Origin of the sequence: Ruminiclostridium herbifermentans (assembly GCF_005473905.2) — a bacterium.
GTDB classification, from domain to species: domain Bacteria; phylum Bacillota; class Clostridia; order Acetivibrionales; family DSM-1351; genus Ruminiclostridium; species Ruminiclostridium herbifermentans.
The window spans coordinates 1,259,184-1,282,393 of record NZ_CP061336.1 but is presented as its reverse complement, the minus strand read 5'-3'; the positions used below and the strand labels follow the sequence as shown (position 1 = coordinate 1,282,393).

General features: G+C 32.8%; 21 protein-coding genes and 1 riboswitch. Of the genes, 4 read left to right on the top strand and 17 right to left on the bottom strand.

Annotated elements, in window-relative coordinates; genetic code table 11:
• Positions 1-7 precede the first annotated feature (7 nt).
• On the top strand, positions 8-481 hold the full coding sequence (locus EHE19_RS05605; protein WP_137699083.1) for a GNAT family N-acetyltransferase: 474 nt from the start codon (positions 8-10) through the stop codon (positions 479-481).
• 186 nt (positions 482-667) lie between these two features.
• Here the strand turns inward: EHE19_RS05605 and EHE19_RS05600 are convergent, their stop codons facing one another.
• The 5 genes from EHE19_RS05600 to EHE19_RS05580 all read right to left on the bottom strand — a co-directional run bounded on the left by EHE19_RS05600 (position 668) and on the right by EHE19_RS05580 (position 5,262).
• On the bottom strand, positions 668-1,486 hold the full coding sequence (locus EHE19_RS05600; protein ID WP_137699084.1) for a MetQ/NlpA family ABC transporter substrate-binding protein: 819 nt from the start codon (positions 1,484-1,486) through the stop codon (positions 668-670).
• A 57-nt stretch (positions 1,487-1,543) separates the two neighbouring features.
• Positions 1,544-2,203, bottom strand: a complete 660-nt coding sequence (locus tag EHE19_RS05595; RefSeq protein ID WP_137699085.1) for a methionine ABC transporter permease — start codon at positions 2,201-2,203, stop codon at positions 1,544-1,546.
• Complete coding sequence (locus EHE19_RS05590) at positions 2,193-3,212, bottom strand: methionine ABC transporter ATP-binding protein (RefSeq protein WP_244648336.1); 1,020 nt, start codon at positions 3,210-3,212, stop codon at positions 2,193-2,195. The genes EHE19_RS05595 and EHE19_RS05590 overlap by 11 nt, the downstream gene beginning before the upstream one ends.
• A 329-nt stretch (positions 3,213-3,541) precedes the next feature.
• On the bottom strand, positions 3,542-4,369 hold the full coding sequence (gene larE, locus EHE19_RS05585) for an ATP-dependent sacrificial sulfur transferase LarE (RefSeq protein ID WP_137699087.1): 828 nt from the start codon (positions 4,367-4,369) through the stop codon (positions 3,542-3,544).
• A gap of 215 nt (positions 4,370-4,584) precedes the next feature.
• Positions 4,585-5,262 (bottom strand): MBL fold metallo-hydrolase, encoded by a 678-nt coding sequence (locus EHE19_RS05580; RefSeq protein WP_137699088.1) that lies wholly within the window; start codon positions 5,260-5,262, stop codon positions 4,585-4,587.
• A 507-nt stretch (positions 5,263-5,769) separates the two neighbouring features.
• Between EHE19_RS05580 and EHE19_RS05575 the strand changes: the two genes are divergently transcribed.
• On the top strand, positions 5,770-5,994 hold the full coding sequence (locus EHE19_RS05575) for a hypothetical protein (RefSeq protein WP_137699089.1): 225 nt from the start codon (positions 5,770-5,772) through the stop codon (positions 5,992-5,994).
• 111 nt (positions 5,995-6,105) lie between these two features.
• Here EHE19_RS05575 and EHE19_RS05570 read toward each other — a convergent pair whose 3' ends face one another.
• The 12 genes from EHE19_RS05570 to fba form a co-directional block, all read right to left on the bottom strand.
• On the bottom strand, positions 6,106-6,507 hold the full coding sequence (locus tag EHE19_RS05570) for an IS66 family transposase (protein WP_483313996.1): 402 nt from the start codon (positions 6,505-6,507) through the stop codon (positions 6,106-6,108).
• Positions 6,508-6,578: 71 nt separating this feature from the next.
• Positions 6,579-6,932 carry an IS66 family insertion sequence element accessory protein TnpB gene (gene tnpB, locus EHE19_RS05565; protein WP_137699309.1) on the bottom strand — a complete coding sequence of 118 codons (354 nt, stop codon included), beginning with the start codon at positions 6,930-6,932 and terminating at the stop codon, positions 6,579-6,581.
• Complete coding sequence (gene tnpA / locus EHE19_RS05560) at positions 6,926-7,261, bottom strand: IS66 family insertion sequence element accessory protein TnpA (RefSeq protein ID WP_190530278.1); 336 nt, start codon at positions 7,259-7,261, stop codon at positions 6,926-6,928. Before tnpA ends, tnpB begins: the two co-directional genes overlap by 7 nt.
• Positions 7,262-7,586: 325 nt before the next feature.
• Positions 7,587-8,378, bottom strand: a complete 792-nt coding sequence (locus EHE19_RS05555) for a DUF3226 domain-containing protein (RefSeq protein WP_137698449.1) — start codon at positions 8,376-8,378, stop codon at positions 7,587-7,589.
• 3 nt (positions 8,379-8,381) lie between these two features.
• Complete coding sequence (locus EHE19_RS05550) at positions 8,382-9,446, bottom strand: AAA family ATPase (protein ID WP_137698448.1); 1,065 nt, start codon at positions 9,444-9,446, stop codon at positions 8,382-8,384.
• Between the two features lie 221 nt (positions 9,447-9,667).
• Positions 9,668-11,365 (bottom strand): vWA domain-containing protein, encoded by a 1,698-nt coding sequence (locus EHE19_RS05545; RefSeq protein ID WP_137698447.1) that lies wholly within the window; start codon positions 11,363-11,365, stop codon positions 9,668-9,670.
• 421 nt (positions 11,366-11,786) lie between these two features.
• Positions 11,787-12,530: a hypothetical protein gene (locus EHE19_RS05540; RefSeq protein WP_137698446.1), complete on the bottom strand. Its 744-nt coding sequence runs from the start codon at positions 12,528-12,530 to the stop codon at positions 11,787-11,789.
• A gap of 363 nt (positions 12,531-12,893) precedes the next feature.
• Entirely contained in the window at positions 12,894-15,482 is a 2,589-nt protein-coding gene (locus tag EHE19_RS05535; RefSeq protein ID WP_137698456.1) for a glycoside hydrolase family 44 protein, read from the bottom strand.
• A gap of 297 nt (positions 15,483-15,779) precedes the next feature.
• Positions 15,780-16,379, bottom strand: a complete 600-nt coding sequence (locus EHE19_RS05530) for a TetR/AcrR family transcriptional regulator (protein WP_244648335.1) — start codon at positions 16,377-16,379, stop codon at positions 15,780-15,782.
• Positions 16,380-16,493: 114 nt separating this feature from the next.
• The gene (locus EHE19_RS05525; protein WP_137698445.1) at positions 16,494-17,006 is read right to left on the bottom strand and encodes an HD domain-containing protein; all 513 of its coding nucleotides are present in this window, start codon (positions 17,004-17,006) and stop codon (positions 16,494-16,496) included.
• On the bottom strand, positions 16,957-17,679 hold the full coding sequence (locus EHE19_RS05520; protein ID WP_137698444.1) for a putative ABC transporter permease: 723 nt from the start codon (positions 17,677-17,679) through the stop codon (positions 16,957-16,959). The genes EHE19_RS05525 and EHE19_RS05520 overlap by 50 nt, the downstream gene beginning before the upstream one ends.
• A gap of 435 nt (positions 17,680-18,114) precedes the next feature.
• Complete coding sequence (fba, locus tag EHE19_RS05515) at positions 18,115-19,050, bottom strand: class II fructose-1,6-bisphosphate aldolase (protein ID WP_137698443.1); 936 nt, start codon at positions 19,048-19,050, stop codon at positions 18,115-18,117.
• Between the two features lie 301 nt (positions 19,051-19,351).
• Here fba and EHE19_RS05510 point away from each other — a divergent pair, with 301 nt between their 5' ends.
• Positions 19,352-20,599 carry a 6-phosphofructokinase gene (locus tag EHE19_RS05510; RefSeq protein ID WP_137698442.1) on the top strand — a complete coding sequence of 416 codons (1,248 nt, stop codon included), beginning with the start codon at positions 19,352-19,354 and terminating at the stop codon, positions 20,597-20,599.
• A gap of 188 nt (positions 20,600-20,787) precedes the next feature.
• Positions 20,788-20,867: riboswitch (ZMP/ZTP riboswitch) on the top strand.
• Positions 20,868-20,951: 84 nt separating this feature from the next.
• A complete protein-coding gene (gene pflB / locus EHE19_RS05505; RefSeq protein ID WP_137698441.1) occupies positions 20,952-23,177 on the top strand; it encodes a formate C-acetyltransferase in 2,226 nt (741 codons plus the stop codon).
• Positions 23,178-23,210 lie beyond the last annotated feature (33 nt).

Here is a 23,210-nt window from a genome sequence, read left to right as displayed (position 1 = left end):
GTAACCAATGAATAATTTAAAATTGAGCAGAATTGAAGATAAAGATATTCCTATATTAGAAAAATGGCTAAATAAAGATTATATAATCAAATGGTATGAGGAACCTGAAGCTTGGCTTTACGAAGTGAAAGAACGCTTTAATGAATTTAGTTTTGTAAGTCATTACATAGTGACTCTAAATGATAAACCTATCGGTTTTTGCCAATACTACACCTGTTTAGATGCGGGCGAAGATTGGTATGGAGATATTCCGCTTGATGGCACCTACAGCATTGATTACTTAATTGGAGAAGAAGAATATCTAGGTAAGGGCTTTGGAAAATCAATAGTTTATTTACTTACTCAAAAAATATTCTATATAAGCAATGCTAAAAGAATAATCGTAAAACCAGAAGATGAAAACAAAGCTTCTTGTAATACTCTTTTAAGTAATGGTTTTGTCTATGACCAAAGAAACATGCTATATTTAAAAGAAAGATAAAATTATTAGCAGGCTAGTACATTTGAGTTCTAGCCTGCCGTTAACTTTGCACACATACTAATTTTTTATTACTATTTTTGTTACTAAAGGGAGTGTCTCAAATCAAGAAATAATAATAGCTAACTGCTTAAAATAATGCTCCCGTAAAAAACCCACTATAGATTGCTGTTGAAGTAATTTCAGCTTTTAGAACAATGGAACAACAGAACCACTATATTTCTCTTCAATAAATTTCTTAACTTTTTCACTCTTTAATGCCTCAACTAATGCTTTAATTTCCTCTTTATTTTCATCACCCTTGCGTACAGCTATGATATTTGCATAAGTCTGTGCTGCAACCGATTCAGCTTCTTCCTTTGCCAATGCATCCTTAGCTGCATTATATCCTGCTTGCAACGCATAATTTCCATTGATTACAGCCAAATCAACATCTGCCAAAGCTCTTGCAAGCTGTTCTGCCGCTAATTCCTTGATTTTAATATTTTTAGGATTCTCAGTAATGTCTTTAACAGTTGCATTTAAGCCTGCATTTGAATTAACTTTTATTAGTCCAATTGATTCAAGCAATAAAAGTGCTCTAGCTTCATTTGTTGTATCATTTGGTACTGCAATAGTTGCGCCATCAGCTAAAGCATCTAACGCTTTTGTTTTACCTGGATATACTCCAAGCGGCTCATAGTGTACTTGTGCTGCTGCTACAAGATCTGTTTTATTTTCAGTATTGTAATTATCTAAATAAGGCTGATGTTGAAAGAAGTTTGCATCTAAACTCTTATCTACTAAAGCTGGGTTAAGTTGAGCATAATCTGAAAACTCCTTAATATCCAGTTCAATTCCCTTATCTTTAAGATCATTTTGAACTTCTCTTAATATCTCAGCATGTGGTGACGCTGTTGCCCCTATTACTAGTTTGTTATCTTTTTCGGATTTTGCTCCGCAGCCTGCCAAAACTCCTGACACTGCAAATATTAAAGCAAGTGATAATACTAATACTTTTTTACTCATTTTTATGTCCCCCTTTATTGTTTTATTTTGGTTATTTATATTAAAAATTTTTTAACTTTACTTTCTTTTATCCTTCTTCTTAGCAATTTTAGTACCAATATCCTGCGATACTTGAACAATTATTACAAGTATTGCTACCGTTACGATCATAATGCCATATTCATATCTGTGATATCCATAGCGTATAGCAATATCTCCTAGTCCACCGCCACCTACAAAACCAGCCATTGCACTATAACTCAATATTGTAGTAGTAGCAATAGCTGCTCCCATTATTAACGATGGAACTGCTTCTGGTATCATTACCTTTGTAATTATCTGAAAAGGACTGCAACCCATTGAAACAGCTGCCTCTATAACTCCCTTTTCAACCTCCTGAATAGAAGACTCAACTAGCCTAGCAATAAATGGTGCAGAAGCAATAACCAATGGAACCACTGTTGCTGTAGACCCTATCGATGTTCCTATAATAAATCTGGTAAATGGTATTACTGCAACTAATAATATTAGAAACGGTACTGAACGAACTATATTTACAATAAAATTTAAAACCTTATTAAGCTTAGGTAATGGAGAAATTCCGTTACTTTGGCTTGTAACCAGCAATACTCCTAATGGGAGGCCTATTATATATGCAAAAAACGTTGAAACAAAAGTCATATAAATTGTTTCAAGTAAACCCATTAAAATCATAGTTATTGTCCCGCTATCCCACATATTCAATTACCTCCTCTACAGATAAATTCTGAGATTTTAGATATCGTATTATTTGCTCTGATGCAACGTCATCTTGTGGTAATTGGAGAACTAGCTGCCCAAATGCCTTCCCATCAATATCCTTCATATCGGCAAAAAGAATATTTACTTGTGCTTTACATTCTAAAATCATTCTAGATATTACTGGATCAAATGAAGAACTTCCTTCAAAAACAATTCTGCAACATCGCTTTCCCAAAAAGTGTTCATTCTTCTTTCCTTCTGGATACACCAGTCTTTGAGCAGATAATGTTTTAGGATGGGCAAAAACCTCTGAAACTCTTCCCTGTTCAGCTATGACACTATCGTCAATAATTGCAACATGTGAGCATATTTGTTCAATAACACTCATTTCATGGGTAATTATCACAATTGTAATTCCAAGCCTTCTATTAATATCCTTAAGCAACTCTAATATAGATCTTGTAGTTGTCGGATCTAGTGCTGAAGTGGCCTCATCACATAATAAAACCTTTGGATTAGTAGCTAATGCCCTAGCTATTGCTATTCGTTGCTTTTGCCCGCCAGATAATTGAGAGGGATAAGAACCTGCCTTATCTGCAAGACCTACAATTTCAAGTAATTCCTTTGCACGCTTCTTGGCATCTTTTTTCTTAACACCAGCTATTTCAAGTGGAAAAGTTATATTTTCTTCCGCTGTTCTCTGCATGAGTAAATTAAACTGCTGAAAAATCATTCCCATTGATTGTCTGACTTTTCGAAGTTCTTTCTCATTTAGTTTTGATAAATCTTTTCCATCAACAATTATGCTACCACTTGTAGGCTTTTCAATATAATTAATACAGCGTACTAAAGTACTTTTTCCGGCTCCGCTCATTCCAATAATTCCAAAAATATCGCCTTTATCAATTGAGAGTTCAATATTCCGTAGAGCCTCTACTTGTTTGTCTTTAGTATAAAATATTTTTGTTAAGCCTTTTATTTCAATTATTGGCTTGGAATTTTCCATAATGACCTCCATAAGTTCTCAACACCATATTAACGACGGTATTTGGCTCATTTAAAACAAATATTTGTTATATCAGTATATATAAATAATTATATCGAGTTTTCAATTAAGTTATGTATCATATAATTCATATATGAATTGTATGGATTTCATTGTTTTTTATAGTATAATACACCAAATATCCATTGTCAATACATTTAATTAATCTTACCATTTTAATTACCAATAAATGTAACTATAAATTAAAAACAAGACAGCCCAAATATGTGAATATTTAAAGCCGTCCCTTTCAATGCATTTACATACTTCTATATGCAATTTTTATTTGACTAGTTATTGATTTTTTTATCCTCTGTCAGTCCTTCATTAAGGCTCCCAGTTCTATATCCCTTTAAATCCAGTGTTGTATACATAAATCCAATATTTTTAAACTCTTCATATATTTTTTCTCTTATTTCAGAAGCTATTATTTTTTCAAACTGGTCTTGACTGATTTCAATTCTAGCAATATCTTTATGAAATCTAACTCTTACTTGTTTAAATCCTAAATCAAGTAAAAGCTGCTCCGCCCTATCAATCATTCTAAGTCTCTCATGGGTAATTTTTTCTCCATAAGGGAACCTTGAAGACAGGCATGCAAAGGCTTGTTTATTCCATGATTTAAGCCCCAACTCCTTTGATAGCAGTCTAATTTCTTCCTTAGTCAACTCTGCATCCTTCAATGGACTCAACACACCATGTTCGCTTACTGCCTTCATACCAGGTCTGAAGTCACCTAAATCGTCAACATTTGAACCTTCTAAAATGTAATGTACACCTTCTTCTTTAGCAATTTCCTTTATTTTTTCATAGAGTTCATTTTTACAAAGGTAGCACCTATTGACAGGATTGTCTGAAAAGCCTTCTACCTCCAGTTCTTCTGAAACAATAATCCTATGTTTAATTGAGTAGCTTTTTGCAAACTCTATAGCCTCATTAAGTTCTCTTTCAGGATACGTTGAAGAATGTGCCGTTATAGCAACCACATCATTACCTAACACATCAGCTGCAACCTTTAAAAGAAAACAGGAATCTACACCTCCTGAAAAGGCAATAGCTACTCTTTGAAAAGATTTTATATTACTTTTTAACTTTTCTAGTTTTTCGTAAATGGTCATATACATCCCGCCCACCTTTTGCTATAATTTACCACGTATCTATATTATATACGTTCTATTCTAACCATTTATACGGCAAATATCAAACCGTAATATTTAATATATTTGTAGAATAAAGGAAAGCTTCAGTTGGATTCTTTTCTCCTTCTGAAGCCTCAATCAATTGTATTGTTTCGATAATTATAGAAATAAACAAAACATAATATCTATTACAGCTATTTAAAATTAAATATACCTCTAATATTTTTTCTGTTTCTAAATTCAACAAACTTTTTTTTATTATCAAAACTTAAATATGCATTTATAAACCCCAAATACCCAAATGGCTTACCTGGTTCAACACCATATGAATGTCCCGGAAATATAAGAATATCCCCCGCTAATAAACTTTTTAATTTTTGAATACTATCATACATATTTTCTGCAGATGCCCCATTTCCATAGCAAAGCCCACAGCCCTCTGAAAACAGAGTATCTCCAGTAAATATGCAATTTTCTAACAAATAGCACATTCCTCCTGCAGTATGTCCAGCCGTTAGTATACAAGATACTTTTGTCTTATTAACATAAATCTCATCAAAATCATTCAAACCATGCAAATTCCCGCACCTAAAACCATAATAATTAATCTCTTTTTCTGACATATATACATTTGCATTATATCTTTTTACTAATGCATTAGCTAAATTTGTGTGATCTTCATGGGAATGAGTAAGCAAAATAGTTGTTAACATGGCATTTTCTTCATTCAGCTTGTTTATAATTTTATCAATTTCCCAAGCAGGATCCACAACTATTGCTTTCTTACTCTCATTATCCACAACTATGTAGGAGTAATTTATCATATTTAAAAAATGTGTTTTTACTTTAAAAGTACTGTAGCTAAGCTCCATATTTAAAACCTTTATCCCATATCTTTTTTTATATTATAGCATAAATAAATCTAAAAAATTAACTCAAACTTCGCACTCATAGAATTATCAATGGTCTATTGCCAATATAATTGCTATTAATAAAAATCTTTTGATTGAGTAAGTATATTTATAACAAAAACTTAACATTATAATGCTGTATCCTTAATGTTGAACAATTACAATAGTAAATATTAGTATACAAACTTCGCAATAAAAAATATACTGTATAAAGCCTATTAGTATAATGTATAGTATCAATATCAAATGAAAAGTCTAATTATTTGATAGATGAGTTTACCGAACAATAACCCATTTGGTAAACCTGAGCATAGCCCGGCTATTCATTCGATAGTTGGATTAAAAATAATTGTATCGATTTACTGCTGAGAAAAGCTTGCTTAAATAAAAAATTTTATTGTGTAAAAGCGCAAAGTGCTTTTACAGTGTGTTAAAATCTATAAAATATAGCACTCGGGAGGTTTTATTATGAAAAACAATCTAGAAATCTCAATATTAGGGAGTGACTTTGGATACATTTTTGAAAGCATTGAAGACTTTCTTGATGACATAGATGAAATTGAGGACTTCGATGAAGTAGATGATATTGATGATATTGATGATGTGGATGATATAAACCATTTTGACGGCATCAATGATATTGACAATTTAAATGCCTTTGATTTTGAGAATAAAAAAGACATGGTTAAATAAGCGGCAGCAATCAGCTACCACCTATTTTAATAATTGTTAATTTTCTTGCTGACTTTTATTCAGTCTGCTGTAATTACGTAAGCGTCAAATAGAAAAGCACCTTGACAAAACCTATCGAGCAGCACTATTACATGATTCTGGCACGTTAGATGGAAGTAAAAGTTCAAGTGCATTAATATTATTGTGAATATCCCAATTGGGAGCATTTTTGAAAATATACACAAGATAAGCATAAGGATTTAAGCCGTTCTCTTTTGCGGTCTCTATGATACTGAAAATTACAGCACTTGCCTTGGCCCCACGAGGTGTATTTGCAAAAAGGAAGTTTTTTCTGTCTATCACAAACGGCTTGATGGAACGCTCAGCACGGTTGTTGCTAATTTCTAGTCTGCCGTCAAGAAGATAACGCTCCAGATATCTACGTTGTTTAATCATATAATGAACTGCCTGTCCCAAACTGGTTTTGGGTGCAGGATTTAAAGATTTTAGCCACGCAAAAAATTCGTCAATCAAAGGCTTTGCCAGTTCCTATTATATCATGAAAATCCATGAAAATCCATAGTTTCAGCTGTTTTACTCTGTTTTTATATAGCGGTGTTTGCTCTTATTTCCTGTCGCTTTAACTTTTGTGTGAGACGTGGACTTCCTAACAAGTATTCCATTTCTTCAGATGTAAGCATCATAGTTTGCTCATCTCCTGCTAATGGCCATTTGAAATGCCCTTTTTCCAATCGCTTAAAGTGCAGCCAAAAGCCATCCCCATCCCATTCTAAAATTTTTAATCTATCTCGATTACGATTACAAAATACAAATAGCGCCCTACCAAACGGATCAAGTCTAAAACTACCTTCGACTATTGCCGCTAGTCCGTTTATTGACTTACGCATATCTGTATATCCACAGGCAAGATATATTCGTTTGTCTCTTGTATTTAACATAGTTTCAACACCTTGCAGACACGTATAAATGCCGCTTCATTAAAGTCTACAGGTACAATAACTGTAAAGCCGTTAATTTCTACTTGTATTTCAGTATCTGTTGCTAAGGATGTCACTTCTGCCCATTTAGTTTCAACCTTTGTTTTTCTATTCCGACGAGAATTTTGCTCAGAAAGAAGACCAGCTTTCTTTAACCTACTAATCTTATCTGACATTGTAGAAAGATTAATATTATTCTCTGCACACCACGCTTTCAGTGTTTGACCACTCATGCGTTGCTGTTCATATAATTTAATCCATTCCTCATTAGTTCGTTTAACTGAGCCCATATACTCATACCCCCTTGGGCTCAGTTTATCATCCCAATACTATCATGTGTAGGTGTCCATTGGTTTGACGCTTACCTATATGTGCTGGATATTTACCAATAGAAAAGTACTCAGCTTCCTATTGATAAGCTTAAAGACATGAAAATCAACTGGGAAAGTAGGGCTATTTAAAAGAATTTAAGCATACTAGGTTTCAGCAGCTTGTAAACTATAATTTTATAGAATTTATGTGATATGAGTCTTTCTTTGATTAGATATGAAAATGCTCTATAAAATAGAAGTTAATCTATTCTAAAGAGCATAAAAGTTTATACCAATAACTTATTTATGTAAGTTTACTTTTAATAAAATTATACAAATTATAGTACTCGGGTATCTCTAATAATTCTTTTTCAAATTTAGAACTTATTATTTCGTCTTTTATGGTATATCTCATTGGTCTATCTGGTTTTAAAACAGAAGATATAAAACCAAACTGAACTTTATCCGCATAAAAAGATTGAACCTCATCGTTTGTAGCCCAATATTTTTTTCTTATATCTGAATAGCCTTCAGCTAATAATTGTTCTCTAAATGTATTCGTCAAATCAAAAAGACTAGAAAAATTAATTTTAGAACAATCTAATAATAACTTCTCTATTGCACCCTGTCCTTCTTGAGGAATGAAGTTCATATAGCATTGTACTTCATTATTTTCATATGTAATTGTTTCACCATTTAAACTAATATTATTATTTGCAAATTCTTTACGAAAATAACTTATTAATTCACTTTTGTTCTTTGTGTCAGTATCAGTAATAATTATAAAACCTTTAAAGTCTTGAAGTATTTCGGATATCGATAATATTTCTAATAAATTACTAACAGTCTTTGCTATTTTTGAACATCCATTGGCTTGCTTAACTGCTAAATTAATATTATTTTTATAATAGAAACTAGGTGAATCTTTCTTCTGTAATTCACCAATTTCATTTGGATATTTTCCTACCATTCTTTGAAATATGTTTGGTAAATCATTATACTTAAAATATAAAGTATATCCTAAAAATTTCTCTAAAATACTTTCTACAGTAGCACAATCCGTAAAACCTTCTGTCACAATTATATAGTATTTCATTATTTACCTCACATCAAAACCAATTTCATTCCTTAATTGGATTAGTTTTTCACCACTATATCTTTTCAATTTTGTATCTTTTTTATTTGACATTAGATGATAGAAAGCTGTATCATTCAAACTATCTTGGCAATTATTTAAAATAACATCTATTGCCTCTAAACTGTGTGTTGTCAAAAACAACTGCACGTTGTTATTTTTGCATACTTGCAATAATCTTGTAATAAACTGACTCAAAGCTTCGCTATGAATTCCAGCCTCAATCTCATCTATTAAAAATATACCGTTTTTACATAAAAGTGCAGAAGTAGCAATAAAAAAAGCTTTATACATTCCATTTCCATAATCATTTAGCGAAAGTGGCTCATTATATCCTTTTTTAAAAATCTTGATTACTCTGTTCTTGCTAATAACCTCAAAATTATCTACATCCCTATCAAATATTCTTAAAACATCAATAAGTTCAGCTCTTCTATTACTATCAAGTACTTCATCTACCGTCTGTAACAATCGTTTTGATCTGTCAAATCTCGAAAAGGAGACAAATTGACAAGGAATTTTATAATCTAGCTTACACTCTTTTGGACTTCCAAGAATAACTTGATAGCCATCCTCTCCTTCTTCAAACCTGATAAAAAAGCTTTCATTTAAATCATCTTTATCTTTTATTTCTTTGTCATTACAAGCATTATATAAAAATTTCAAAGTGAAATCTTCAAAAACCTGAGTCGAATCTTTATAATTCTTTATTCGTTTTGCTGATTCATATTGTACATGTGTATGAATTTTATTACCATTATTTCGTAGTTTAGATTCAAGACAAATTATGGCTTCTTTCCCAAGAGTAAACATTCTTTTAAATAAATCTACAGAAAAAATTTGATATCTCGAAACTAATGTATCAACTAATAAATCTACATCATCAAATAAACCTGATAAAATTATAGCTTCAAGTACAGATGTTTTCCCACTATTGTTTTGCCCAACAAAAACATTAATATCTTTTAGGTCGTTAAAATTAATATCCTGTAACCCTCTATACAGACCTATATGAAAACTTTCCAGCATTTTATATTCCTCCAAAAGAAGTACATTTGTTAATTAAGTATATTATATTGTAACCCAAAAAACAACAAGTTAATTCTTAACTCAAAAACAGTCCGCATAATTATCACTATCACCAAATCTGCTTTTTCTGATTTATACACATCACTAATATCTATAAATAACTCTTGCACTTTTGAGTCTCAAAAGTGCACCAAGTAAGCACAAATTATACCTTCGAGTTTTTACATCTGTGCATTAAACAAACTACCAAGTTTATAGACAACATCCTCAGAGTCAGCATTAATATTTGCCGCTTCATTAATTTGTGAAAGAGTTTCCAATGCTTTTATATTTGCATTATAGCCTATTGTGTAAATTGGAATTTTAAAAGCTTTGAGTATGTCAATAACATCATCTAGAGAATGGCCATAATTTGTTTCTCCATCACTTAAAACAAAAAGCATTAATTTTGCATTAGGGTTCTTTGCTTTTTCCTCAATTAGCATTTTTGAAGCTACAACAATAGCATCAAACATAGCAGTACTTCCATTTGCAGTCAAATCAGTTACTGCTCCTGTAAATAAGGATCTCTGATTCAGGTCAAACTTAGCAATTGGCAGATTGATATTTACATCTGTAGAAAACGATACAAGCCCGATTGAAGTATCCTTAAGTATATACTGAGAACCGCTTAAAAGAGATTTCTTCAAATTATTTAATGGAACTCCATTCATGCTGCCTGATATATCTGCTACAAAAACAGCTGCAATATCATTATTAACATCCTTTTTTTCCTTCCATAGGCTCTGTGCCTTTGAAATAACATCTCCTGTAGCCGTATTTATTTCAGGTATGTAATCATCTAACTGATTAAATCCATACTCTGCAGCAAGCTTTTGGGATTTTTCTGACTTACAGAATTCTATAAACTTATTCAGTATTTCTTTTTTCTCAGCCGATATATCTCCAATAATATACATAGGGCTGTCATGTCTTACTCCAAATGGAGTAAATATGTAATCAGAATTTAATTCTGGAGTATTCATAAAGGTTTGGTATTCCAGTATGAATCCATCAAGTACTCCAGACTGTGCTGACTCCCTCATTTGTAAGGTTGTATAAGCAACAAAAGGAATATTTGTCTGAAACTTTTCAAAACCTTGAATAGCCTTAACACTTAATAACTCCTTGCTGTCAAATGTACTTAAGGTCGAAATCAAGAAATTCAAGCCAGTAGAACTTGCAAAAGGGTTGGTATACCCCATAGCAATTTCATTTGCTGCAACTGCATCGGTAATAGTTTTTAGGTTTACTGCTCCATATTTCTTTATCATTTCATCAGACTTGTCTCTTGAAAGCAAAACACCTGCAACATTCCCAGCAAGTCTTTTTTCAACCAGCGTTACCTTTGTTCCTTTTGCCTTCATCATTTCGCCCCATAGTTCATTAGAAGGAGTAAATGCATCAGGAAGATATTTGCCTGAAACAATATAATCCATTCCCTGCCCTGAAGCAATTCCTCTTATTCTTACCGAAACTGGCTCCCCATTTATTTCTATGTTAGCATCATTAAAAGCCTTTGCTGTTTCAACTAGCCAACCATCCTTTTTCTCTCCTGCTTTTTCTGTAGAAGAAAATATTTCGATATATTTGTTTGTTGTATTGTCAACCTGAGGAGGATACTTTGATATATCAGGTAAAGACTCTTTTACATCTACAGGTTCAAGATTCACCTGCGCCTTTCTAGGTGTAATAGTATTAACCGTAATGTCTTCGTATAGTTTATTTAGGGTTTCCATTGCGTTTTCAGTTGAAACAACTTTAGCACTTTTACCCATGTTCTTTGTTAATGAAATTCCCCCATAAATAATTCCAAAAACTAATGCAGATATTACAACTAAAACTCCAAAAACCTTTATGGACTTTTTATTTCCTCCCATAAATTAAATCCTCTCCTTTATATAATTTAAATTAATTACTCTTCATTCCCACACTAAAATCTTATATTTACAACGAAACGATAATATGTCTCATATGTCTAGAAAAACAATTATCAATATAGCTTTCAAGCGGTGAATATGTCCCCTGCTTCGCTTACAAACTCGAAAATAAAGTATGTACTAACAATCTAACAATGTGCATTTTCGAGCCACAAAAACCGCAAGTGGTTTTTTGACTATGCACGATTCATCGAATAAATTTACTATGAATCTAGGCATTATAACGAGTCCAGATAATTTCCTCCACTTCTATAAATGGCGAACATCTCTTTGATTTTCAGTTGGTCAAAATATCTCTTGCCTTGCTTACATTCCGACTATGTTATAAAATTTTTCTACAATCGAAAAATTATATTTGAACTTAGACATTGTAGTACTTTGATTTTTTTATTAGTTCATCTATTGCCCTAATCTCATTCATATTATCTATTTCACCAATTTCCAAACAATCAAAATTTGAAATTTCAAGTAGAAGCGCATCTAGCTTAAGCAGTATTTCTTCGTTATCTGACATAGCATTCTTTATGTAAGTGATATATTCATTGTAAATGCTTAATTTAGATTCAATATATTTTGATGAAAATTTCTTTCTGTTTTCGCTGCTGCTTATTCTTTCGTAATCTTCTTCATCAAAAGCATATATTTTGTTTAGTATACTTTTGATATTAGTAAAAAAAACGTATTCAACATCGTTAATAGTCCCATTAAATCTTTCAAAAACAGTGTCTATTACATTAAACTTTTGTAAAAGTACATTCCGTATTTTTTCTTTCTTCTTAGAAATACTTTCAGCCTGTTCGAGCATTATAGAAATATCATTTGCAAAAATTCTCTTGCCACTTGCCTGTTTTAGCGCGAGTATACAGTCCTCAGAGTTTGTAATTTCTTTTATTTGAATTATTCTGTTTTTTTGCGTAATCAGCATGTAGTTCCCATAAAAAAATATTACAACACTCATAAATATTGCTGTACCGCCTATTGCAGCGTGCAGAGGATTTGACCCTCCCATTTGTATATTTAAAAGACCAGGAGAAAAAAGCGCAATGTTTAATAAAGCTATACCAATATTTAATAATGTTAATTTCAATATCTTTTTCGTATTCACACTGTACCACTCTCCTTAATATATAGTTTTGTAAAAAATCAATTGTTGTCAGGTAAATAAATGTTATTTATTAGAATACTAAATAAGATAGAAAGTGATTATAAAGTTACCCTATTTTATATAGGAAATAGTATTACTTATTTCATTACTTAGCAATTTTATCATATAGCGAAAATAAATACCATATCCATATATGTTTTGTTTAGTTTTATTTCGGTTCCATGTAAAGAGTTTAGGTAGTACATCAAACCGAAATTTGCAACCCCTATAATACAAAAAAGCTGCTTCAAAACTTATGCTTTGAAACAGCTTTTTATTAATAACTGTGTTTAATTAATAATCAATTTCTTTCATTTGTAAATTCTACCAATCAATAGAATCAACATAAACTGTAAAGCTACCTTCTTCTAAAGTCTCAATCTGAATACCAAACTGCTGCTGTACTAAGTCAGGACTTGATGTAGGAGAAAGTGTTACAGTAAATTCGTTCCAATCACCCTTCTTCATTTGATCGTATCCTGCCCATGATGAATTCCATTCGATAGTATCCCATGTAGGATCATGAGGCATTACATAAGGCTGAATAGATTTAATTGGAGCATTTTCAGGTACCCAAATTCTGAATGTCATTGATTTACCAGGAGTCAAAACTGGTGTATCGCTATTTACAACTATATCTGCTTTTCCTGTTGGTGCACAAGTAACATCCCATTTTAATGAATGCGCACCTTTAAATGCTTTTTCAGAAGTAACTGACATTTGTGATATAGAAGCGTCATTAGTTGTTATTCCTTGTAACGTTCCATCTTCGAAGTTAATATCAGAATTATCTCCTGTTGCTGTTGTTATAATAACTGTATCAGTTGTACTATTAGATAGTCCATATTCATCAGTAACAGTCAACTTAATAGTATATGTTCCTGGAGCTTTATATTTATGTGAAACAATCTTTCCACTACCTTCTGTTTTGTCACCGAAATCCCATGAATAAATGTAAACCTTTCCATCAGGATCACTAGATGCGGAACCATCACATGTTACATCATCACCAGTAAATGCTTCTTTAGGTGATACTGTAAATGCAGCTACTGGAGCATTGTTTTCCTCCTGCTCTACAGGTTCTTCAGGTCCAATAACAGTTATAATTCTAAGCAAATATTGCTTTAATATTGCAAAGTCAATAGCATCAACTGCATTATCACCATTTAAGTCTGCTACTTTATTATAAGGTGCTTCTGGATCAAGTAAAGAGATCTTCAAACGAGCAAAGTCTATTGAATCAATATCTCCATCTCCGTTAATATCTCCATATTTGATTGTACTGCCACTGCCATTTGTATCAAGAACAATATGACATACTGTTAATGCAGGAACAGTGTATGTTAATTTGTTATTAGAAATATTAGTTATAGGAGCTCTTTCATAGATATTTGAGCTGCCTCTGTCAAAAGCATATACTTTTGCTGACTTATAGCTTTCATCACTAGCTATATTAAAGTTAACATCTACTGATTCATTATAATTCTTGTTTATCATAATTACATGTAGCTTTGAATCGTCATCTGCATCAACTGATGCGTATACAGAAGTGTTTTCAACATCTGATGTCTCAGCCTTAACTTTTGTATCACCATAAGTTGAGCCTTTTCCATCATAATTTGTATAGATGTTAAAGCCTGCAGCAGTATAGCTTCCGCCACCCCAAACTGTAGCAAGGTATACACCATATTTACCAAATATACCTAAAACATCTGCCTGAGCAATACCACCTGTTATATGCTCATCTCCACCAAATGAATACTCAGTGAATGCAAGCTTAGTTCCAGGGTTATATCTATCAATTGAATTTTGAACATTTGGTAATAAAGGAAGTTTGTCACTGCACCATGTTGCTATCCAGCTATCTTCCAAATATGTAGAATCCCACAATGTTCTTGGAGCTTGAAGACGTGCTTTGTTACAGTCAGTATTGGCAATATTCTCGCCAAAGCATATTCTATCTCCGCCGCCTCTAGCTTCTGGATACCAGTGTAAGTCAAGTACATCAACTAGTCTCTTACCTTCTGTATCTGATGCCTTTTTCACGCTATCAAGATAATAATCTAAAAACCAATTATAGCCATTCTTAACTGATTCCCAGTCAACTGCATCTTGGAATGTATTATATGCTGCAAATCCATAAGCTACAAGTCCAAATGTCTCTGCATATGGATCAACACTTTTTACTGCTTTAGCAAGATTTATATTTTTATCTACAATTTCTTCACATGTTGCTGCATTAGGATGAATTCTAGCATGTGTACTAGACCACAATGCAGGTTCATTGTCAAGTGCATAACCTTTTATTCCTGTTGCTGTAGAAGCATTTCCAAACTTGTTTACTAAGAAGTTTACGTATTCATCCATATAAACGTAGTCATCAGTTAAGTCAGGTGTAGTCGATAGAGGAGCACCCTTAGTAAACTTAACCTCTTTCCACCTAGCTGATGGTGCAACATCCGCTGGTGAAACTGTACCATTTTTGTCTGCTGAAACATATCCTGCTGCCTGTAAAGTAACAAGAGAATAATCTTCACCAGCAGCTAGATTCTTTTCATGGAAATCACTTGCAACTATACCAGGTTCGTTCCACTTTGCTTTAGGTATGTTTCCATTTTCCAACAAATAAGTATCACTTGAGTGCTGCCAATCACTTCCCGCATTTGAGAAGTTGTTTTCCCAATTGTACCCTGTTTGTCTGTTACCTCCAAGTCTTTTTGCTGTTAGCTTTGCATTGTTGAATTCCCAATTTCCCCCATAAATGTACGGACTAATTGCTGCTCTTTCTGCGTTAGTATCAATTGTAACATTTACTTGGCTGACCGAAGCAGCAAAACTGATACCATTTGGGAGCATTGATGTTAAAACCAAAGCTGAGCTAATAATTAATGCTCCAATTTTCCTTCTGTTCATAATCATTTGCGCATCTCCTTTTTTATTAATTTATTAATTTACCCCCTGCAGTAAACAAAGTTTCAACAAAATCTCTTTTACTGCAAATTAATACATTTTTATTATAAATCTAAAAACATTTATAGTCAATTTATTGTATTAATTCCAAGCAGATACACTCTTTTTGTCATTTATTGCAAATGAGTATGCGCAAATTTCTCACTAAAGCAAATAACAGTTTGACGAATGAAAATATAAAGCATTAATTAATTATCCTGTAACAATAGACAATATATGTGCTAAAGTTGATTAATTATTCTAATTAAAAAACACTTCTATTGCAGATAATGAATCAATTATGTCATTATCCCCATTAGCAAGCATCACCTGAGCTGAAGTACCAAACAGTGCGCCGAATACTATTCTTGACAATGTCTCAGTAGAATAGCTTTTATCTTTATCTTTTTGTTCAAAGCCAATAAATATATATTTTTCAATTAAAGCAGTTATATTATTGACAAGATTGTTAAGAAGTTCTTTTAATGGAGCAGACCAAAGAGACATACTTGTTAAATCAAAAAGAATTCTAAATAATCCAGAGTCTTTCCTCATTGTTTTTTGAAAATACCCTATTAATGACATTATCCTTTCCTTTTCTGATTTGCCTTTTGCTAAGGTATCTTCAATTTCATTAATATACTTTTGAGCTAGCGTTTTTACTACTTCTACGAATAATCCTTCTTTATTTTTATAATAATAGTTTAGCTGACTTAATACTACACCTGCTTCATCTGCAATATTGCGTAAGGATACATTTGCATAACCTTTTGAAGATATGCATTTAAATGCAGCATTAAGAATTTTTTTAGATTGGTTCAAATTTTCAGTTTGGTCCATGCTTTGAACTTCTTTATCCATATTTTCCTCCAAGTTTATAAAATAATAATTAACAACTGAAACTTATCACACAAAAAATATTGTGCGGTAGAACTATTAATGTTTTTTATCAAAATAATAGCTTGAGAATTAAGCCTACTTTACCAGTAATTTCAAAACGTTAGTACTAAACCCAATTTTCAAAATTTCCATTAATGCACAATATTTATCTACAAATGCAACAACAAATGATTCCTTATATTTAGGCAGTCTTATTGTTAAAGGCCACATGTGCTTAACAATAATATCTTTTTCCAAATCATTTAAATTAAAGTTTTCATTTGCATTTTTTAATGCTGTATATGGGTGAGTAAATCCATGTAATCCTCTCTCCTGCTTTGCTTTATGCCAATCATATAAGAAAAAATCATGGAGTAAGCCTCCCCTTGCTGCCGAAGAATAATCAAGTTTCAACCTTTTGCAAACTAAAAAACTTATATATGACACGTAAATACTATGTTCTAAACACGTTACATTACTATGTTGTATAAAATTATCCATAAGATTTATTTTTGTATTCTCTGTCAGTTCGCAAATGCAGCTTTTATATTCTTCAAAACTACTGGAATCTACTTCTAAGTTCAGTTTTGATTTTAACAATTCTATCATTTATGATACTCCTTATATTATGGTTAACAAGACCAGCATTTAAAATCAGCAAGTTAGGAAAGGCTATAAAAAATCTTTTATATTTCAAAATATATTGATAATATTTATTAATTGATATACTAGAGTAATTTAAAATAACCTTTCTTAAACTTAATGCATCTATTACTGATTTTCTTGTATCTATCATCACATAGATAAGAAATAGCAAAGCCATAGTTCCTTTTGTTGTTACTGGTATTAAATAAACTATTTGGGTAACAACAGGATGCACAATCTGTACTAATAAAATTGCAAGCAGACCCCATAATATAGAATATTTGATGCAGATATATCCCTTAATATGTGCAGCATTATCGCTGTAATCCCACCATTTGCAGTTGAATATCTTCTCTAATAAAGCTCCTGTAATATATTCTAACACTGTAACTAAAAAAATTGATAACAATATATTTACAAATAATGATGCAGCATGATTCTCAATAGCAACACTAAGCCATTTTGATGATTGAATTATCAGTATAGCTCCAAAGCCGTAAATAGGACAGAAAAAGCCTGATAAAAAGCCCCTGTTTACAAACTTTTTTTCTTTAAAGCTAGCAAATACAGTTTCCATAATCCATCCTAAAAAAGAGTAAATTATAAAATACAATAGTAAATCCAAATAAGTATTCATCATTAACCCCCTTAAGTATTAATTCGGACGTTTGTATTAATTGTAGCATTATTAATCTATTCAATCAACCATTATGAAACGTACTATAACGTAGTATATTAATATTAGATAATATCAGTTAAATTTATATAAGTCTAACGCTCGCTAACCACAAAAAATTTCAGTTTACAATTCTATCTCAACTTTTGACATTGAACCAAAATTTCAATCTGCTGTTCTGCCTCAACTTTTGACATAGAAACCAAATTTTCAGCTTTCAGTTCTACCCCAACTATTGGCATAGAAGTAAAATTTCAATCTGCTGTTCTGCCTCAACTTTTGACATTGAACCAAAATTTCAGTTTACAATTCAGCACCAACTATTGACATAGAAGCAAAAAACAGCTTCTGACATTACTGCTCAGAAGCTGTTTTTAATCAAATATTGTTTATTTATTAAGCCTTACCATCGCAGCCAAGAACATTAACAATCTTATTCTTAACAAGTTCTTTAATAGCTGCTCTAGCTGGTGAAAGGTATTGTCTTGGGTCAAAGTGACTTGGATTTTCAGCAAAGTACTTTCTGATTGAACCAGTCATAGCAAGTCTTAAGTCTGAGTCAATGTTGATTTTACATACAGCCATTGAAGCAGCTTTTCTGAGCATATCTTCTGGAATACCAATAGCGTCTGGCATTTTCCCGCCATTGTTGTTAATCATTTCAACAAACTCAGGAATAACTGATGAAGCTCCGTGAAGAACTATTGGGAAGTTTGGAAGTCTTTGTTCAATCTTTTCCAAGATATCAAATCTTAACTGTGGTTTTTGTCCTGGCTTAAACTTATATGCACCATGGCTTGTACCAATTGCAATAGCAAGTGAATCAACACCAGTCTTAGTAACGAATTCCTCAACCTGTGCAGGGTCAGTGTAAGCAGCATCAGCATCTGATACATTTACATCATCTTCGATACCAGCAAGTCTTCCCAACTCACCTTCTACAACTACGCCTCTTTCATGAGCGTAATCAACAACCTTCTTTGTTAGCGCTATATTGTCTTCGAATGAATGGTGTGAACCATCTATCATTACTGAAGTAAATCCACCATCAATACATGACTTACATAACTCAAAAGTATCACCATGGTCTAAGTGTAAGCAGATAGGAAGGTTAGTTTCGATGATTGCTGCTTCTACCAATTTCATTAAATAAGTGTGATTTGCATACTTTCTAGCTCCTGAAGAAACTTGAAGAATAAGTGGTGCATTAACTTCTTTTGCTGCTTCAGTAATACCTTGTACTATCTCCATGTTATTAACATTGAAAGCTCCGATAGCGTATCCGCCTTCATAAGCCTTTTTAAACATTTCTGTTGAAGTAACTAATGCCATTTTAAGCGCTCCTTTAAATATTATTTTACCTTTTTATAAAAATTTACTGCTTGTCATTATTATTAATTTAACAGCAATAAGGTAATTCAAAATTTGCTACTACTATTTTATGCAAAATTAGGCTTAAAATCAAGGAAAATTTTGATATATTTTTGTCAAACATTAGAAAGCATAATTGATTTTTATTACTGCTTATGATATATTTTAGTTTGGTTGCGTATGATAATATTAATCTCTAATTTGGGGATTGATAAAACAACGTATAAGTTAAAAATTAATATATATATAGGAGGCTATTATAATGACAGTTTTAAAAGGTGCTGCTATTTTTGGGCAGTCAGGTGGACCAACTTCAGTAATTAACGCTAGTGCTGCTGGAGTATTCCAAGAAGCATTAAAGCAAGAAGCTATAACAGCAGTATATGGTGCAGCTCACGGTATCAAGGGTATCCTTGATGAACAATTCTATGACATGAGCAAAGAAGATCCTTATGAACTTGAGTTATTAAAGACTACTCCTTCTTCTGCTCTTGGTTCAGTTCGTTACAAGCTAAAATCAGCAGAAGAAGACGAAACTGATTATAAGAGAATTGTTGAAGTATTCAAGAAATATAACATCAGATATTTCTTCTACAACGGCGGAAATGACTCAATGGATACTTGTAACAAAGTTAGCAAGTACATGCAAAAGGTTGGCTATGAATGTAGAGTAATGGGAGTTCCAAAGACTATAGACAACGATCTTTTTGGAACAGATCACTGCCCTGGTTTCGCAAGTGCTGCTAAATATATCGCTACTTCAACTATGGAAGTATACCATGATGCAAGAGTTTATAACACTGGTATGATAACAATACTAGAATGTATGGGTAGAAATGCTGGTTGGTTAACTGCTGCTACTGCATTAGCTTCATATAAGGGACAAGGTCCTGACCTAATCTATCTACCAGAAGTTGAGTTTGATATGGATCAATTCTTGGCAGATTGCACAGCTATATACAAGAAGAACGGTAACTGTATCGTTGCTGTATCAGAAGGTATCAAAGACAAAAATGGCAAGTATATTTCTGAATACGGTTCAGATTTAGCTAAGCAAAAAGACTCCTTCGGACATGCTCAATTAGGTGGTCTTGCTGCTACTTTAGCTAATATCGTTAAGGAAAAGACTGGCGCTAAGGTTCGTGGAATAGAGTTCAGCTTACTTCAGAGATGTGCTGCTCACTGTGGTTCTTTAAACGATGTTAATGAATCCTATATGTCAGGACAGATGGCAGTTAGATATGCTGTTGAAGGTATGACTGACAAGATGGTTGGCTTCAAGAGAGCAGAAGGTTCAGAATATAAGTGTGAAATAGCACTCTTAAACCTAACTGATGTTGCAAACACAGAGAAGAAAGTTCCAAGAGAATGGATTAACGAAGCTGGTAACGGTCTAAATCAACAATTTATTGATTATGCATTACCATTAATTCAAGGTGAATCTGCTCCTCCAATGGAAAATGGCTTACCAAGATTTGCTAAGCTAAAGAAAGTTTTAGCAACAAAATAATAAGCAGTAATCTAAACTCCGAATTTTGAGTTAATCGATAAATTTATAAGTCACTAGATAGGTTTCTAACTTGTCTAGTGACTTTTTAATAAAAAATCATGTTTTACTTGTTTAAAAAATATATAATTTTTTACCATTGACTTATTCAATTTTTATTTTTATACTAATACTATAATAACTTGATAAAAAAACTGTTATACAACTGGCGGAAGTGGAGATTACCACATGGGAGTATAACTTTTAAAAGCCGGCCGCCTGGGCACCAATATTGCCCAGGTGGCTTTTATTTTGCATGTTACAAAATAAATTCCCTTGGCAAATGAAATAATATCTTTTTAGGGAGGCAAAAAACATGAATCTAAATATCACTGATTTTAAGCCAGGAAAATGGCAAAATTCTATTGATGTTCAAGACTTTATTCAGACAAATTATTCACCCTATGATGGAGATGCTAGCTTTCTTGTTGGTTCAAGTTTTAAAACAAAATATCTTTGGAACTCTTGCAAAAGCCTCTTGGTAGAAGAACATTTAAAAGGCGGTATTCTAGATATAGATACTTCAACTGTATCTGGTATAACAAGCCATAAGCCAGGATATATAGATGAAGCTTATGAAGTAATAAAAGGTTTACAAACTGATGCACCTTTAAAAAGGGCCTTAGTTCCAAATACAGGATATAGAATGACCAAGCAAGCTTGTCAAGAGTTTGGTGTTTCACCTGCTCCTGAAATTGACAATGCTTTTAAAAATATTAAAACCCATAACGATGGCGTTTTTAGTGCATACTCAGAAGAAATGCGCAAAGCTAGAAAAAGCGGAATTATCACTGGCTTGCCCGATGCTTACGGAAGAGGCAGAATAATTGGTGACTACAGAAGAGTTGCTTTATATGGCATTGACATATTAATAGAAGAAAAGAAAAAGGATCTAGCTGCTATCTCAACTGAAATGAGTGAAGAAATAATAAGACTTAGACAAGAAGTCAGCGACCAAATAGCTTCATTGAATGATCTCGCAGTAATGGGAAGTTCCTACGGCTTTGATTTGAGACGTCCAGCTGCTAATGCTTTTGAAGCTATTCAATGGACTTACCTTGCATTTTTGGGTGCTATGAAAGAAACTAATGGTGCAGCAAATTCTTTAGGCAGACTCAATACATTTTTTGATATTTATATAGAAAAAGATATTAAAAATAATATTTTAACTGAACTAGATGCTCAGGAATTAATTGACCAGTTTGTTATAAAGCTTAGATTAATAAGGCATTTAAGGACAAAATCATATAATGAACTTTTTGCAGGCGATCCAGTATGGCTAACTGAGTCAATAGGCGGAATGAGTTCTGATGGAAGGCATATGGTTACAAAGACTTCCTATAGGTTCTTGCAGACTCTAAATAATCTTGGTGCTGCTCCAGAGCCAAACCTTACTATTTTATGGTCAACAAAGCTGCCTGAGCCATTTAAGCAGTTCTGTTCAAAAATGTCTATAAAAACAAGTGCAATTCAATATGAAAATGATGATTTAATGCAGCCTTTATATGGTGATGACTACGGTATTGCCTGCTGTGTATCTGCAATGCGATTAGGAAAGGATATGCAGTTTTTTGGTGCAAGATGTAATCTTGCTAAGCTTCTGCTATTATCTCTGAACGGCGGAAAAGACGAAATATCGGGTACACAGGTTGCACCTGAAATTGAACCTTATGAAGGAGAATACCTTGAATACGACAAAGTAATGAGCAATTTTCTAAAGATGCAGGATTGGCTTACAGGCCTGTATGTAAATACAATGAACGTAATTCATTATATGCATGACAAATACGCATATGAACGCCTTATGATGGCTTTGCACGATACTGATGTAAACAGGCTAATGGCCTTTGGTATTTCTGGTCTTTCTGTATTTGTTGATTCTCTTAGTGCAATAAAGCATTCAAGAGTGAAAGTAATTAGAGATGAAAGAGGCATTATTACAGACTTTGAAACTGAACTTCCATATCCTCAGTTTGGCAATAATGATGATAGAGTTGACAGCATTGCAAAAGAAGTTGTTGAAAGCTTTTATAACAGTTTAAAGTCACATCCTACTTACCGTAATGCAACACATACGCTGTCAGTATTAACAATAACCTCAAATGTTGTATATGGAAAAAAGACTGGTGCTACACCAGACGGCAGAAAAAAAGGTGAGCCATTTGCACCAGGAGCCAATCCTATGCACAACAGAGATAAATCAGGAATATTGGCCCTGCTTAGTTCTGTTGCAAAAATACCTTACAACAGCTGCCGTGATGGTATTTCGCTAACAGCCTCAATTATACCTGCTGCATTAGGCAAAGATGAAGATACAAAAATCAGAAATTTGGCAGCAATAATTGATGGTTATATGATGAGCAGCGGCCACCACATAAATGTAAATGTTCTTGACAAAGCAACACTAGAAAATGCTATGGCAGAGCCGCTTAAATATAGTTCGCTTACTGTAAGAGTATCAGGCTACGCAGTACACTTTATCAAATTGACCCGTGAACAGCAGCTAGAAGTAATTTCTAGGACTTTCCACGAAGCAATGTGATAAGCCAGCCTAACATTAAAACAATTTTAATTC

Bases quoted from the DNA above. Each gene is read 5' to 3' on its own strand.
- fba (WP_137698443.1), bottom strand. From the start codon at position 19,050: ATGGCATTAGTTACTTCAACAGAAATGTTTAAAAAGGCTTATGAAGGC.
- EHE19_RS05605 (WP_137699083.1), top strand. From the start codon at position 8: ATGAATAATTTAAAATTGAGCAGAATTGAAGATAAAGATATTCCTATA.
- EHE19_RS05545 (WP_137698447.1), bottom strand. From the start codon at position 11,365: ATGGGAGGAAATAAAAAGTCCATAAAGGTTTTTGGAGTTTTAGTTGTA.
- EHE19_RS05590 (WP_244648336.1), bottom strand. From the start codon at position 3,212: ATGGAAAATTCCAAGCCAATAATTGAAATAAAAGGCTTAACAAAAATA.
- larE (WP_137699087.1), bottom strand. From the start codon at position 4,369: ATGACCATTTACGAAAAACTAGAAAAGTTAAAAAGTAATATAAAATCT.
- EHE19_RS05510 (WP_137698442.1), top strand. From the start codon at position 19,352: ATGACAGTTTTAAAAGGTGCTGCTATTTTTGGGCAGTCAGGTGGACCA.
- EHE19_RS05580 (WP_137699088.1), bottom strand. From the start codon at position 5,262: ATGGAGCTTAGCTACAGTACTTTTAAAGTAAAAACACATTTTTTAAAT.
- EHE19_RS05520 (WP_137698444.1), bottom strand. From the start codon at position 17,679: ATGAATACTTATTTGGATTTACTATTGTATTTTATAATTTACTCTTTT.
- tnpB (WP_137699309.1), bottom strand. From the start codon at position 6,932: ATGTTAAATACAAGAGACAAACGAATATATCTTGCCTGTGGATATACA.
- EHE19_RS05530 (WP_244648335.1), bottom strand. From the start codon at position 16,379: ATGGATAAAGAAGTTCAAAGCATGGACCAAACTGAAAATTTGAACCAA.
- EHE19_RS05595 (WP_137699085.1), bottom strand. From the start codon at position 2,203: ATGTGGGATAGCGGGACAATAACTATGATTTTAATGGGTTTACTTGAA.
- EHE19_RS05600 (WP_137699084.1), bottom strand. From the start codon at position 1,486: ATGAGTAAAAAAGTATTAGTATTATCACTTGCTTTAATATTTGCAGTG.
- tnpA (WP_190530278.1), bottom strand. From the start codon at position 7,261: ATGGGCTCAGTTAAACGAACTAATGAGGAATGGATTAAATTATATGAA.
- EHE19_RS05535 (WP_137698456.1), bottom strand. From the start codon at position 15,482: ATGAACAGAAGGAAAATTGGAGCATTAATTATTAGCTCAGCTTTGGTT.
- EHE19_RS05525 (WP_137698445.1), bottom strand. From the start codon at position 17,006: ATGATAGAATTGTTAAAATCAAAACTGAACTTAGAAGTAGATTCCAGT.
- EHE19_RS05555 (WP_137698449.1), bottom strand. From the start codon at position 8,378: ATGAAATACTATATAATTGTGACAGAAGGTTTTACGGATTGTGCTACT.
- pflB (WP_137698441.1), top strand. From the start codon at position 20,952: ATGAATCTAAATATCACTGATTTTAAGCCAGGAAAATGGCAAAATTCT.
- EHE19_RS05550 (WP_137698448.1), bottom strand. From the start codon at position 9,446: ATGCTGGAAAGTTTTCATATAGGTCTGTATAGAGGGTTACAGGATATT.
- EHE19_RS05575 (WP_137699089.1), top strand. From the start codon at position 5,770: ATGAAAAACAATCTAGAAATCTCAATATTAGGGAGTGACTTTGGATAC.